Consider the following 14,424-nt stretch of genomic DNA (forward strand, 5'->3'; position numbering starts at 1 on the left):
GACCGCCCATGGCAAGACGCCCCGCCCCGCCTCCCGCCGAGCTTTCCACGACGTCAGGCTTTCAGGCGGGCGAAGGCGATCTCTTCGAAGGGGCGGACGAGCGCGGTTTTTTCGCCGAGCCGCGAAATGCGGTGAAGAAGCCGGTGCCTGTCATCGAGCCGCCGGCGGATGCCGCCCATTATCATGGTCACCGGGACCGGCTGCGGGCGCGGTATCGCGATGGCGGCGACGCGGCGCTTGCCGATTATGAGTTGCTGGAGCTTTTACTGTTCCGGCTGATACCGCGGCGCGACACAAAGCCCATCGCCAAGGCGCTCCTTGCCCGTTTCGGCACGCTGGGCGGTGTACTCGGCGCACCTCTGCCGCTGTTGCAGGAGGTGAAGGGCGTGGGCGAAGCCGTGGCGTTCGACCTGAAACTCGTCGCCTCCGTTTCCCAGCGCATGCTGAAAAGCGAAATCCGCAACAAGCAGGTTCTGAGTTCCTGGTCCTCGGTCATCGATTATTGCCACGCCGCCATGGCCCATGAAACGCGCGAACAGTTCCGCATCCTGTTCCTCGATAAGCGCAATGTCCTCATCGCCGACGAAGTGCAGGGGCACGGGACCGTGGACCACACGCCGGTCTATCCCCGCGAAGTGGTGCGCCGCGCTCTCGAACTATCCGCTACTGCCTTGATTTTAATACATAATCACCCGAGCGGCGACCCGACACCGTCGCGTGCTGATATCGAGATGACCAAGACCATCATCGATACGGCAAAGCCGCTCGGTATCGCCGTCCACGACCATATCATCATCGGCAAGGATGGCCACGCCAGCTTCAAGGGCCTGCGCCTGATCTGAAGCAGACGCGAAGGTTTACACAGGCCTGCAACCCATAAGCGCACGTCAACACAAAATTAACACCTATAAATTAGCATTTCCGAAAATAATAAATCAAGGCATCGAACCTTGGTGCCTTAAGGAACGGGGGTGCTTTATGCGTAATGCAGTGCGTTTCCTTCGCGATCGGTCCGGCTCGAACGCTGTCGAGTTCGCCATTGTCGCGCCAATCTTCTTTCTCGTCCTCCTGACCATGATTGCCTACGGCATTTATCTGATGGCGGCCTATTCGGTGCAGCAGATCGCCGCCGACGCGGCAAGAACGGCGGTCGCCGGCCTTAACACAACCGAGCGCCAGCAGCTCGCCCGGGATTTCGTCGCCAAGAGCGATCTCGGCTACGCCTTCCTGGATAAAAGACACTTCACGGTCGACGTCGCCACTGATCCCGCCAATGCCAACCAGTTCACGGTGAAAGTCGAATATGACGCCCGTGATCTGCCGATCTGGAGCCTCTACAGCTACACCCTGCCCGAGCCGGTCATCCGGCGTTTTTCCACCATCCGGATCGGAGGAGCATGACATGAGGACCATCCATTCCCTGCTCTCCGGTTTCCTGAGGGATCGCGCCGGCAACATCGCCATCTCCGCCGGCCTGACGGCGCCGCTTTTTATCGGCATCCTGGCGATTGGCGTCGATTACGGTTATCTGACCCTGCAGAAGCGGCAATTGCAGCAGACCGCCGATCTCGCGGCCATTTCGGCAGCAGCCAACGTCACCGACGCCGAAAAGACGGTGCAGCAATATTTTGCACTCAACGGCCTGGACCTCGGCGTCAGGACGGCGCAGGGGCTGCTAACGCCAACCGGGCTGCAGCCTTTCGATCCCCGGAATGAGTTTGCCAAAACCCACGGCTACGCCGAGGTTGTCAAAGGCCATTACGAACCGGATGCCAGCCTCCCGGTCGGACAGCGGTTCGTCGAAAACGCCCAGCCGACCAATGCGGTGAAAGTAAACATCTTCGAAAAGGGCCAGATCTTCTTCGCTTCGGCCTTTACAACGCCGCCAAGGATTTCGGCCGCCGGAACCGCCTCATCTCAGAAAGTCGCCGCGTTTTCGGTGGGATCGCGGCTTGCCAGCCTCAATGACGGCCTCCTGAACAGCCTGCTCGGCGGTCTGCTCGGCACCACGGTCTCGCTCAAGCTCATGGACTATCAGGCCCTCGTCGATGCCGATGTCAACGCGCTGCATGTCGTCGAAGCTCTAGCGATCGATCTTGGCCTCACCGCCGGCACCTACAAGGACGTGCTGCAGACGGAGATTACCTACGGCAAGTTCCTGAACGCGCTGACGAAAACGACGGGCCTGCAGCCAGCCGTCGTCACCGTTTTGAAGACATTGGAAAAAACCGCCGGCAAGAGCAACATCAAGCTCAAGCTAGAAGAAATCGTCAATCTCGGCCCCTTCACCGAAAAGCTCATTGGCAGCGGGGAAAATCTCAAGGTCAATGCCAGCGTCTTCGACCTTCTCAATGCCGCAGCCGTTGCCGGTAATGGCGGCAACCAGCTGGCGCTTGATCTCGGCGCTAATGTTCTCGGCCTCGCCTCGGCCAAGGTGACACTCGCCATCGGCCAGCCGCCGGTCGAAACGCCTTCGCTTGCCGTTGGCGGCCAGGGCACCGTGGTCCGTACCGCCCAGACCCGCCTTGCGGTCAATGTCGTGGTGGATGGGCTCCAGGCAATCGCCGGCCTCAAGGTCAATGTCCCGCTTTATGTGGAAGTCGCCCACGCGGAAGCCCGGCTTGCGGACATTCGCTGCACGGGCGGCGGACAGGGAACCGTGGATGTCGAAGTTGTTCCCGGCGTTGCAGAAATCGCACTTGGCAATGTCGATACCACGGCCTTCGCCAATTTCGGACGGGACCCGCGCGTGACAAAGGCGGCAATCGTGGATTCTGCCCTGCTTGCCGTCAACGGCAGCGCCCTCATCAACGCCACCAACATGACGAAGACCAAGCTGACCTTCACGCAGCTGGATATTGCCCAGGGCAAGATCAAGAGCGTCTCCACGAAGGATACCGTCACGACGCTCGTCAGCTCGCTGCTGAAGAACCTTGATCTCGACATCAGGATTCTCTTCCTCAACCTTGGCGGCCTCGGCGTCATCCAGACGGCGCTCGCCAACACGCTGTCCCTCGTCACCGCACCGGTTGATACGCTGCTTTACAACACGCTTCTGGTTCTCGGCGTCAAGATCGGCGAAGCCGATGTTCGTGTTACCGATGTCCGCTGCCAGCAGCCGGCTCTGGTACAGTAAGCCTATAGCCACAGATAAAAATAGCCGCCGAAAATCCGGCGGCTTTATCATTACCAGAGGCTGAAGCGTCCGCGAGCGGGAGCCTCACACTCCCGAAGCCGGACCAGATCTTCAGTCCGGCACGATCAGACCTCGCGCAAGCGCAGAGAGACTTTCAGCTCTTCCATCAAGCGCTGGCGATTGCCAGGCGCTTCTCGTCGCGCCCGCTCTTCATGCGCTCTGACAGCAGGAACGCCAGTTCCAGCGCCTGATCGGCATTGAGGCGCGGGTCGCAATGGGTGTGGTAACGGTCGGACAACGAATCCGCCGTCACGGCGCGCGCGCCACCCGTGCACTCCGTCACGTCCTTGCCGGTCATCTCGATATGGATGCCGCCCGGATGCGTGCCTTCGGCGCGGTGGATCTGGAAGAAGCTTTCGACCTCCGACAGGATACGCTCGAACGGGCGCGTCTTGTAGTGGTTGAGCGTGATCGTGTTGCCATGCATCGGATCGCAGGACCAGACGACCTTGCGGCCTTCCTTCTCGACAGCACGGATGAGCTTCGGCAGGCTGTCCGCCACCTTGTCATGGCCGAAACGGCAAATCAGCGTCAGACGGCCGGCCTCGTTTGCCGGGTTCAGCGCGTCGATCAGCTCGATCAGATTGTCGGGCGTCAGCGACGGACCACATTTCAGGCCGATCGGGTTCTTGATGCCGCGGAAATATTCCACATGCGCATGGTCGAGCTGACGTGTGCGGTCACCGATCCAGATCATGTGGCCCGACGTGGCGTACCAGTCACCAGAGGTGGAATCGATACGGGTCAAGGCTTCTTCGTAACCAAGCAGCAACGCCTCATGGCTGGTGAAGAAGTCGGTCTCGCGCAGGCTCGGATTGCTGTCCGCGCTGATGCCGATGGCCTTCATGAAGTCCATGGTTTCGGAGATTCGGTCGGCCAGCTTGCGGTAACGGTCGGCCTGCGGGCTGTCCTTGATGAAGCCGAGCATCCACTGGTGAACGTTTTCGAGGTTGGCATAACCGCCCATTGCGAAAGCGCGCAGCAGGTTCAGCGTCGCCGCCGACTGGCGATAGGCGTCGAGCTGGCGCTCCGGGCTCGGAATGCGCGAGGCTTCGTTGAATTCGATGCCGTTGATGATGTCACCGCGGTAGGACGGCAGCGTCACGCCATCCTGCACTTCCACGTTGGAAGAGCGCGGCTTGGCGAACTGGCCGGCAATGCGTCCCACCTTTACGACTGGCAGCTGTGCGCCATAGGTCAGCACCACGGCCATCTGCAGGAAGGCACGGAAGAAGTCACGGATATTGTCCGCGCCGTGCTCGAGGAAGCTCTCGGCGCAATCGCCGCCCTGCAGCAGGAAGGCGTTGCCTTCCGCCACATTGGCAAGCTGCTTCTTGAGGCGGCGGGCCTCACCGGCAAATACCAGCGGCGGATAGGTTGCAAGCGTGGCTTCCGTTGCCGCAAGCGCTGCCGCATCAGGATATTCGGGAACCTGCTGGATCGGTTTCTGCCGCCAGCTGCCGGGGGTCCAATTCTGTGCCATGTTCTTACCCTTCTTTCGACCGCGCAAGCGCCGCGCGACCGCCTCGGAAATTTGAGCGGCTTATAGCTCCAAGCACAGGCTTTGCATAGACATCCGCGCGCCGCCCGCCCTCTTTCGGACTGTTTTGATCCGCCATGAAGGAGAAAAATGATTTCAAACGATTTAAATAGTTTCCGTGGATGGTTGCCCATCCCTCCGAAGTCACCGACTTCCGGGCTTGATGCAGAGATATCGGCGCAGGGAATGGGGCAGATGCAAGAGAAACACCACAAGCCGGTCCAGTGGCGAGCAAGGCCAGTTCTCCCATTCGGAAACACACCCGCCTCTTCCGTGGCGGATTTCCATGTGTCTAATCTTCTCCATAAGGAACATGGTTTCGGGTAACATGTCTGTCTCCTTTGTTGGAGACGAGTTAGGTTGCGCCCTGCAGCAAGCATAGAGGCAGGACTGAAAGACCCGTTTCATATCTGAACGGAGAAGACAGGCCCTGATGCGGCTAAGATGCTGCCATGATGTGGAGAGGATGCCGTGACAGAAGTGGACTGGGACGAGTTGAGGCTTTTCGACATTGTCGCCACAGAGGGCGGCCTCGCCGGCGCGGCGGGTAAAGCCGGGCTCAGTGCGCCGACGATTGGCCGAAAGATGATGCTTCTTGAACGCAAAATGGGGCGAACGCTCTTTATTCGGAGTCAGAACGGATACCGGCTCGCACCGGACGGCCAGGTCCTGTTCGAGAAGGTAAGGTCCATGCGCAACAGCGCGGCGGAAATCACTCAATGGCACAGCGACGCTTTTTCGCTACCGATCGTTTCTCTGTCGAGTGACATCTGGATTGCCGGATTCATAGCCACCAATGCGGCGGCCATTCGCGGCCCGTCGGACGCTTTCCGCCTGTGCTGCAAGCAATGTGAGAATGACGACGAGTTGACCTACAAGCGCGGCATGATCGCGATCAGGCACGTCAGGCCAGCCGCCGGGAATTTCGCCGTCCGGAAATCGGTCGACGTTGCCTATTGCGCCTATCGCGCGCGCGACAGCTCAGGCAAGAATGTTGAGCAATGGATTTCGATCGGCACCGAGGTCGCGAAATCCGACGCCGAAAAATGGGTGTTCCGGCATCGGGAACCGCTGATCCACACCTGGACGAATGCCCCTGCCCTTTTGCCGAGCCTGATCCAGAGCGGGGCCGGAAAAGGCGTCCTGCCCTGCTTTATTGGTGACAACGTCCCCGGCCTCGTCCGCGACGGCGAGATCATCGAGGAACTGTCCCATCCGCTCTGGATCATCGTCAACGACGACGACCGGCACGCCCCGGAAATGCGGCTCGCCATAGATCGCCTCGTCGCTCTCCTGAAGGGCAACGAGGTGTTATTCGATGGCAGCCGCCATTATCAGGCAGAGACGAGCTGGAAGCCGGAGCGGAAGATGAGCTAGACCCGCTCGCCGTTTACGACGCGATAGCTCGGCGAATACATCGTCACCAGTTCCTCTGCCGCCGTTGGGTGAACGGCCATGGTGCGGTCGAAGTCATCCTTCGTGCAGCCGGCTTTCAGCGTGATGCCGAGAAGCTGCGCCATCTCGCCGGCCTCATGGCCGAGGATATGCACGCCGACGACCTTGCGGTCAGCGGCATTGACGATCAGCTTCATGATCGTTTTCTCCTGACGACCAGATAGCGTCGCCTTCATCGGACGGAACTGGGCGCGATAGACTTCCAGTTCCGGATATTTCTTGCCGGCTTCCTCTTCCGAAAGGCCGACAGTGCCGATTTCCGGCTGCGAGAATACCGCCGTCGCAATCAGCTCGTGATCCGGCTTGGTCGGGTTGTTCTTGTATTCCGTCTCGATGAAGCACATCGCCTCGTGGATCGCCACCGGCGTCAGTTGTACCCGGTCGGTGACGTCGCCAAGTGCGAAGATGCTGGGCACGTTCGTGCGCGAATAATCGTCAACGACGATCGCGCCGCGGGCGTCCACCTCCACACCGGCATTCTCGAGACCGAGCCCCTTGGTATTCGGATCGCGGCCAAGCGCCAGCATCACCAGGCCCACATGCAGCGAAGCGCCCTGCTTGGTGCGGGCCACGAAACCGCCGGCGCCATCCTTGCTGACTTCCTCGATGATGTCTTCCAGAATGATGCGGATGCCCTTGGCCTCCATCGCCTCATGCAGGCCCTTGCGCATATCCTGATCGAAGCGCGACAGGATTTCCTTGCCGCGATAGATCAATGTCGTTTCAACGCCGAGCCCGTGGAAGATATTGGCAAATTCGACCGCGATGTAACCGCCGCCGGCAATCAGGATCGATTTCGGCAGCTCCACGAGATCGAAAGCCTCGTTGGACGAAATCGTCAACTCATGGCCGGGCAGCGCCTTGTGTTCGTTCGGCGTGCCGCCGACAGCGATGACGATGCGCTCGGCGGTGAAGGTTTCTCCGGTTTTCGTCAGCTTGACGGTATGGGCATCCACGAGTTCCGCCCGGCTGTCGAAAATATCGGCCTTGGCGTTTTCCAGACCCTTACGGTAGAGCCCTTCGAGACGGGTGATTTCCTTGTCCTTCGCCGCGATCAGCTTTTTCCAGTCGAAGCTGCGCTCGCCGACGCTCCAGCCGAAACCTTCGGAATCCCCGAAATGCTCGGGGAACTGCGAGGCGTAGACGAACAGCTTCTTCGGCACGCAGCCGCGGATGACGCAGGTGCCGCCATAGCGGTATTCCTCGGCGATCGCCACGCGCTTGCCGAGCGAGGCAGCCACACGGCCGCTGCGCACGCCGCCGGAACCGCCACCGATGACGAAGAGATCGTAGTCATAAGCTGTCATAGTCAAAACCCCTGATCAAAACCGCCATCAGCCGCAAACGGGCAGCGGTGCATTCACGCCACATATAGGTGCTGCGGCGCACAAATGAAAAGCCCGGTCTTGCGGCCGGGCTTTGAATATTTCTGAACCTGGAAAAGCGCCTTATGGCTTGGCAGCCGGAGCGCCACCCGTGGCATTGTGATCCGCCGGAAGCGGCTTCAGATCAGCGCCGGCGACCTTCTGCAGTTCGGTCATGCTGGCAGCGTTGAGATCGCGGTTGATACCGGCGGCCCAGATATCGGCAGCCTTCATCAGTTCGCGGGTCGCAATCGGGCCGTCCTTCAACAGCTTCTTGCCAGCTTCGCTGCTGTAGAAGGTGGAGATGGCGTTCAGTTCCTCGACCGAAAAAGCACGTGCATAGGTCAGCGCGGCCTCACGCTCGAGATCGGCGCGGCGCGGTGCAAGCTCAAGCGCCTTGGCGTCAACCGTCGCGGTAATCGCATCCTGAACATTCGGCGAAGCCTGAATAAGTTCAGCCTTCAGACGTTCGGCCAGTCCCGGCAGAATGTCGTCGAAACGGTCGGTAACGCCAAGAGAGGCGATCGCCTGCCGCGCGGCAGCAACATGCGCTTCGGAAATTTCCTGGGCGCGTGCGGCAGTACCGAACACGATGCCGGAAATGAGGATCGAAGCAGCGGCAGCTTTGCCCAGTCCCGCTAGTTTGATCATGAAAATCTCGCTCCTGTTATACTGCCTGCATCACGCGGGCGCCTTCAGGGCCAGCGATAATGGCAAGCGATGCCAAATTTATGAAAAGTCCGTGCTCGACGACACCGGGAATCGTGTTCAGCTCGCGTGCTAGCGCTTCTGCATCAGGAATACGGCCAAAAGATGCGTCGAGAATAAGGTGTCCGCCATCCGTCATGAAGACGCCGTCACCGGAAGAGCGAAGCTTTAAGTCACCCGACAGGCCGGACCGCGATGCCAGCTTTTCGATGGCGATGCGGCTCGCAACCTGGCCAAACGGATTGATCTCGATGGGCAGAGGAAAGGCGCCCAGCGTCTCCACAACCTTGCTCTGGTCGGCGATGACGATCACGCGTGCGGATGCCGCCGCGACGATCTTCTCGCGCAGCAGTGCACCGCCGCCGCCCTTGACGAGCCGCAACGCGTGGTCAACCTCATCCGCACCGTCAATGGTCAGATCCAGTTCCGGCAATTCATCGAGAGATTTCAGCGGAACGCCAAGCTCGACGCACAGACGCGCGGTGCGCTCGGATGTCGGCACGCCCTCGACCTTGAGGCCGGCGGCGACCTTCTCGGCCAGAAGCCGGACGAATTCCTCGGCCGTCGAACCCGTGCCGATACCGAGCCGCATCCCATCCTGTACATGGGACAATGCGGCCTCGGCGGCCTTGATCTTCATCTGGCGGGCATCCATGTGCCTGAAACTCCGGTAGCTTTGTCGTCGCCGTGCTGTTTACACGGGTCGAAAGCCAAACGAAAGCCTTTTTCAAGGCAACGAACAGAACGTTGTGATGCGGTTGCAAAGACAGGAGGCTTTGCCTAGGCTTGGCGCGAATGAAAGCATGAATAGCTCAGCCCGCATTCTCCAAGAGGCCGTTTCCGTGACATCCCGCCCGCTCTCCCCGCTCGCCATTTTCGATCTCGACGGTACGCTGGTCGATACCGCCGCTGATCTCGTCTCGAGCCTCAACCATACCATTGCCGCCGCCGGGCTTGCGCCCGTCACCTATGACGACCTGACGCATCTCGTCGGCCAGGGCGCACGGGTCATGATCAAGCGCGCCTTTGCACTGCGCGAAACGGAACTGCCGGAAGCCGAAATCGATCCGCTCTACGAACGCTTCATCACCCATTACCGCGCTGAAATGCCCGGCGAAAGCCGCCCTTACCCCGGCATCGTCAACACCCTGGATGCGCTTTCGCAATCCGGCATCACGCTTGCCGTCTGCACCAACAAGACCGCAGTCCTCGCTGTACCGCTGCTCGAAAAACTCGGCCTTACGCCGTATTTCGCGGCCATAACCTGTGGCGACACGTTCGAATTCCGCAAGCCTGACGCCCGCCATATCTTGGGGACCATCGAAAAGGCCGATGGTGACCCGGCGCGCACGATCATGGTCGGCGACAGCATCAACGATATCCTCGCCGCGAAAAACGCCAACGTGCCCTCCATCGGCGTCACCTTCGGTTACACGGATATACCGATGGCCGAGCTCGAGCCAGATGTCGTCATCGATGATTTCGAAGCCCTGACACCTGATTTGTTCGCGAAGCTGATTGAAAGAGGCGCTGCTGCGGCTTGAGTGCTGCGTGCTGACGAAATCGGGATGGTCGACGAAAAGTTCTTTTTCCCGCGCAAGGCTGTAAGCATCATCGCGGTGGGCGACACAGGCGAAGCTCTACTTTTGCGCGCTATATTGGAGAGCCTGGGAGCCGCGGTTCGCCTGCACCTCCCGGGAACGCCGGAAGATATTCTGGCGTGCCTGAATCAACCTGATAACCCGCCGCCCTATCTCATCATCAGCGGCCATGGCGATCAAAATGGCCTCGTGATCGGAGACATCAATCCCGACGTGACCCAATTGAAATTGCGCGAGGGCAGCCTGCCTGTTGAAGCAATTCTGGGAAAAGTCCACCTGTCGGGCACTGTAATTTTCAGCACGGCGTGCTGCACGGGCTACGATGCTTTCGGGAAGGCCTTTATTGAAGGCGGCGCGAAAGCCTACATTGCTTCGGCGGGTTACCCGGACGGTGCGGCGACGCCACTTTTCGTCCATATGTTGTTTTACGAACTGCTAGTCGGCAAATCATCGCTTGAAGACGCGCTTAGCCGCGCTGCAACGATCGATGACGATGGCGACCTCGCATTCGCACTTTTCAAGCAGTAGCCAGAACCGCAATCGCCGGAACAAAAAAGCGCCGTTTCCGGCGCTTTTTCTAGGTGCGACCCATCAGATCGAGCTGGCCCTTGCCTTCGTCGTCACCGCAAAGGCCTTCTGCACGTAGCTGTCGCGATCATAGACATCATCGAAGAACTGGACCTTGCCGTCCTTATCCGGCCAGGCGGTGAAATAGGCCACATAAACCGGAATCTTTTCCGGCACCTGCACGGCGCGGTTCTTGCCTGACGCAATCTGCTCGCCAACCTTGTCAACGCTGGTGCCGAGAACGGCAGCCGCCATGCGGCGCGGGTCGACCAGGCGGATACAGCCGTGGCTCAGCGCCCGCATGTCGCGGTTGAAGAAGCTTTTGGCCGGCGTGTCATGCATGTAGATGGCATGTGCGTTGGGGAAGAGGATTTTCAGGTCGCCCAGCGCATTGTCGCTGCTCGGCGGCTGGCGCACGGAAACGGCGTTGGTCGAGCCATACCAGTTGACGCTGGAGGACGACACGGCGCGCCCGTTCACCTGCACTTCGTAACCCAGGCGATCGAGGTATGATGGGTCACGGCGCAGCTTCGGCAGCATTTCGTTGATGATGATCGACTGCGGTACGCCCCAATAGGGGTTGAACTCGACGGTCTGAATCTCGTCCTGGAAGAAATAGGTCTGGTTGGCCTTGGAGCCGACCACGACCTTCATGCCGAACTGTTCGACGCCATCATTGTGGTAATAGGCCATGAAGGCGGGCTGGTTGATGAAGACATAACGCTGGCCGAGATCGGCCGGCAGCCAGCGGATCTGCTCCATGGCCACCTGCACCTTGGCGATCTTCGCGTCGTTGCTTTCGCCGACCATGGCGCGCACGGTCGCACGACCGATGACGCCATCCGCCTTCAGGCCATTTTCGCTCTGGAACGCCTTCACCAGATCGACGAGATCGGGCGTGTAATCCGGCGTCTGCTGGTAAGCGGAGATCGTTGCGGCATGTTCCGCCTTGAAGGCGGGAGAAGCCCGATGTTCGATAGCCTTGACGACACTCGCCATGTCAGCGCTGCTGTTGCCGGGCTTCAGCACCAGATCGGCGGGAACACGAACGACATGGGCGGCATCGCCCTCGCCACGCAGGCGGGCAAGCTCTGCCTTCAGCGCCTGATACTCGGCGCTGGAGGGCTCGCGGCTGCGCAGATAAGCGGCCACATCTGGGCTAAGGCCAGCAAGCTTCAGCACGGGAGCGAGGTTCACCGTCTTGCGCTTGAAATCATGGTAACCGGACAGCCGGTTCGGATCGACGCGGCCACGGGTCGTATCCTGCACATAGGCGAGAACCTTGGCAGACAGCGCCAGCTCGAACTGCATCTGCGCCCGCTGATAGGCATCGGAAACAGGCGCCGAAGCTGTCTCGACCGGTGTGCCGTTCGATGTGGTGCCGGCAACATTGCTGCTGATACTCGCGGTCACATCCTTGGCCGGTGCGGAAATGCTGTAATCGGCGGGATCGAGACCGCTTTCGCCAACCGTCTCCAGGAAAGCGATGGCGGCGTTGGCGCGCTCGGTCAGTTCGCCACCGGATACCCACAACGTCTTTCCGCCAGCGCCGTAATAAGCCTCAAGCGCCTTGGCGATCTCGGGCGTGGCGCTGAACTTGAGATTGGCAAGGCCTTCGCCGAAATTCGCGGTGTTCACCGCCCGGGCTGTATCCGCCTTGTAATCATAATAGCGTGGGCCGGAAACGCGGGGCAAAGGCTCGGGATCGGAAGCATCAGCACTCTGACCGGCGCCCGATCCGGAGCCGGATGGCGAGGTGACGATGCCGGCCGGCGGCAACTCGCCGCGATCCCGCGCGATCTTGCCGGGCCCGCCGCGCAGGAGGTCCATCAGAGTCACCGCACCGGCGGTGCCGGGAAGAGCGGTGGAAACGGAAAGACCGAGAGCCAGCACCAGTGCTGCCGATGATTTTCCAGATGTGACTTGCAATTTGATCCTCGTAGCACCCAGCACCACCGGGAAAACGGCGGGCATTAGTTTCATGCCTGTCTAGCCGATCAACGGCCTGTTGAAAAGAAAACGCCCAAAGCCCAAAATCGTGCCGAAATGAACCTCATAATACAGCCAAAGCCATAAAAACGTAATTTCCAGAATTGGTGAGAATGGTTAAATTTCTATTTATTTCATTTACTTTGCTTTGAGCGCCCGCCCCGGTACAAGCCCGGTTTCCCTGCCTTTTCATGACGTAGTAAAAATGCCACGCGGCCGGGTTTTTCGCCTTGCTGCATTCGCTGCAGGCAAATCGCCGCGGAACGACGGGAAATATCTTCCCGCGCCGCATTGCAGCGGCTTTCTTTGCCGCCGCGATGATTCTATATATCGGCCGCGCAAGGCGGGCGAAGGCGCCGTTTTGGCGGAGGAACACGAGTAAAAAGGCAAGATTGATGACAGCCACACGGACGGAAACCGATACATTTGGCCCTATTGAAGTTCAGGCCGATCGCTACTGGGGCGCGCAGGCGCAGCGCTCGCTCGGCAACTTCAAGATCGGCTGGGAAAAGCAGCCCGCCTCTGTCGTTCGCGCGCTCGGCATCGTCAAGCAGGCCGCCGCCCGTGCCAACATGGCGCTTGCCGGCCTCGACCCGAAGATCGGTGAAGCCATCATCGCCGCCGCACAGGAAGTCATCGACGGCAAGCTGACTGAGCATTTCCCGCTCGTCGTCTGGCAGACCGGCTCCGGCACCCAATCCAACATGAACGCCAATGAGGTGATTTCCAACCGCGCAATCGAGATGCTCGGCGGCGAAATGGGCAGCAAGAAGCCGGTTCATCCCAACGACCACGTCAACATGAGCCAGTCTTCGAACGACACCTATCCGACGGCGATGCACATCGCCTGCGTCGAGCAGATCGTTCACCACCTGCTGCCGAGCCTGAAGCACCTGCACAAGGCGCTGGAAGCCAAGGTCAAGCAGTTCGAAAAGATCATCAAGATCGGCCGCACCCACACGCAGGATGCAACGCCGCTGACGCTCGGCCAGGAATTCTCCGGTTACGCCGCGCAGGTCGCCTCCGCCATCGCCAACATCGAAACCACCCTGCCCGCGCTTTCCAAGCTCGCCCAGGGCGGCACGGCCGTCGGCACGGGCCTCAATGCCCCTGTTGGTTTTGCCGAAAAGGTAGCCGAGGAAATTTCGAAGATTACCGGCCTTTCCTTCGTCACCGCGCCTAACAAGTTCGAAGCGCTCGCCTCGCATGATTCCATGGTCTTCTCGCATGGCGCGATCAACGCGGCAGCAGCGGCACTCTTCAAGATCGCCAACGACATCCGCTTCCTCGGCTCCGGCCCCCGCGCCGGTCTCGGCGAACTCTCGCTGCCGGAAAACGAGCCCGGCTCGTCCATCATGCCGGGCAAGGTCAACCCTACCCAGTCGGAAGCACTGACGCAGGTTTGCGCCCACATCTTCGGCAACAATGCAGCGCTCTCCTTCGCCGGTTCGCAGGGCCACTTCGAGCTCAACGTCTATAACCCGATGATGGCCTATAACTTCCTGCAGTCCGTCCAGCTTCTGGGCGACGCGGCCGTCTCCTTCACCGACAATTGCGTCGTCGGCATCGAGGCCCGCGAAGACAACATCAAGAAGGGCGTCGAAAACTCGCTCATGCTGGTGACGGCACTGAACGGTAAGCTCGGCTACGACATCTGCGCCAAGATCGCCAAGACCGCCCACAAGAACGGCACGACCCTGCGCGAGGAAGCCGTTGGTGGCGGATACCTCACCAACGAGGAATTCGACCAGTATGTGCGCCCGGAGAACATGATCGGGCCGAAGTAAGCCTGTTTGAATTTTGGTGGAATGCAAAACGGGCCTTCGGGCCCGTTTTTTTTGTTTGCTCAACTAAAGACAAGCCCATTCCGAACGAATCTCAGGATGGTCAGTCGGGGAAGAGTTCTCCGTCATGCCGGACTAGATCCGGCATCCAGCCACGGCGCGTCTGCGCCGTGAAAAGAGTCTTTTGCGATCAAAGACTTGATCGCACTGGACCCCGGAT

Annotated in this window: 13 protein-coding genes; 7 read left to right on the forward strand and 6 right to left on the reverse strand. The window is 59.9% G+C overall.

The features are described 5' to 3' along the window. The first annotated feature begins 8 nt into the window (after positions 1–8). The 3 genes from radC (at position 9) to FHW77_RS13435 (ending at position 3,136) form a co-directional block, all read left to right on the forward strand. The gene (gene radC, locus FHW77_RS13425; RefSeq protein WP_004441977.1) at positions 9–842 is read left to right on the forward strand and encodes a RadC family protein; all 834 of its coding nucleotides are present in this window, start codon (positions 9–11) and stop codon (positions 840–842) included. A 136-nt stretch (positions 843–978) separates the two neighbouring features. Beyond that, positions 979–1,401, forward strand: coding sequence for a TadE/TadG family type IV pilus assembly protein (locus FHW77_RS13430; RefSeq protein ID WP_004441978.1), 423 nt, complete (start codon positions 979–981; stop codon positions 1,399–1,401). A gap of 1 nt (position 1,402) precedes the next feature. After that, positions 1,403–3,136 (forward strand): TadG family pilus assembly protein, encoded by a 1,734-nt coding sequence (locus FHW77_RS13435; RefSeq protein WP_034498925.1) that lies wholly within the window; start codon positions 1,403–1,405, stop codon positions 3,134–3,136. Between the two features lie 166 nt (positions 3,137–3,302). On the opposite strand, the gene FHW77_RS13440 is transcribed toward FHW77_RS13435, so the two are convergent. Continuing rightward, entirely contained in the window at positions 3,303–4,679 is a 1,377-nt protein-coding gene (locus FHW77_RS13440) for a class II 3-deoxy-7-phosphoheptulonate synthase (protein ID WP_004441981.1), read from the reverse strand. 528 nt (positions 4,680–5,207) lie between these two features. Here FHW77_RS13440 and FHW77_RS13445 point away from each other — a divergent pair. Next, entirely contained in the window at positions 5,208–6,113 is a 906-nt protein-coding gene (locus FHW77_RS13445; RefSeq protein WP_004441984.1) for a LysR family transcriptional regulator, read from the forward strand. Here FHW77_RS13445 and gor read toward each other — a convergent pair. The 3 genes from gor to rpiA form a co-directional block, all read right to left on the reverse strand. Further along, the gene (gor, locus tag FHW77_RS13450) at positions 6,110–7,498 is read right to left on the reverse strand and encodes a glutathione-disulfide reductase (protein ID WP_004441987.1); all 1,389 of its coding nucleotides are present in this window, start codon (positions 7,496–7,498) and stop codon (positions 6,110–6,112) included. The two genes, FHW77_RS13445 and gor, sit on opposite strands and share 4 nt — an antisense overlap. 141 nt (positions 7,499–7,639) lie before the next feature. Further along, a complete protein-coding gene (locus tag FHW77_RS13455) occupies positions 7,640–8,206 on the reverse strand; it encodes a DUF2059 domain-containing protein (RefSeq protein WP_004441989.1) in 567 nt (188 codons plus the stop codon). Positions 8,207–8,222: 16 nt separating this feature from the next. Beyond that, positions 8,223–8,918, reverse strand: a complete 696-nt coding sequence (gene rpiA / locus FHW77_RS13460; protein ID WP_004441991.1) for a ribose-5-phosphate isomerase RpiA — start codon at positions 8,916–8,918, stop codon at positions 8,223–8,225. A gap of 187 nt (positions 8,919–9,105) precedes the next feature. Between rpiA and FHW77_RS13465 the strand changes: the two genes are divergently transcribed. Then, complete coding sequence (locus FHW77_RS13465) at positions 9,106–9,807, forward strand: HAD family hydrolase (protein WP_004441993.1); 702 nt, start codon at positions 9,106–9,108, stop codon at positions 9,805–9,807. 24 nt (positions 9,808–9,831) lie between these two features. After that, positions 9,832–10,392, forward strand: a complete 561-nt coding sequence (locus FHW77_RS13470; protein ID WP_004441995.1) for a CHAT domain-containing protein — start codon at positions 9,832–9,834, stop codon at positions 10,390–10,392. Positions 10,393–10,455: 63 nt separating this feature from the next. Here the strand turns inward: FHW77_RS13470 and FHW77_RS13475 are convergent, their stop codons facing one another. Beyond that, positions 10,456–12,414: a L,D-transpeptidase family protein gene (locus FHW77_RS13475; protein ID WP_286086108.1), complete on the reverse strand. Its 1,959-nt coding sequence runs from the start codon at positions 12,412–12,414 to the stop codon at positions 10,456–10,458. Between the two features lie 70 nt (positions 12,415–12,484). Beyond that, on the reverse strand, positions 12,485–12,826 hold the full coding sequence (locus tag FHW77_RS13480; RefSeq protein ID WP_125270496.1) for a hypothetical protein: 342 nt from the start codon (positions 12,824–12,826) through the stop codon (positions 12,485–12,487). Between FHW77_RS13480 and fumC the strand changes: the two genes are divergently transcribed. Next, a complete protein-coding gene (gene fumC / locus FHW77_RS13485; protein ID WP_004441998.1) occupies positions 12,816–14,207 on the forward strand; it encodes a class II fumarate hydratase in 1,392 nt (463 codons plus the stop codon). The two genes, FHW77_RS13480 and fumC, sit on opposite strands and share 11 nt — an antisense overlap. Positions 14,208–14,424 lie beyond the last annotated feature (217 nt).

It is taken from the genome of Agrobacterium sp. RC10-4-1 (genome assembly GCF_014138475.1).
GTDB classification, from domain to species: domain Bacteria; phylum Pseudomonadota; class Alphaproteobacteria; order Rhizobiales; family Rhizobiaceae; genus Agrobacterium; species Agrobacterium pusense.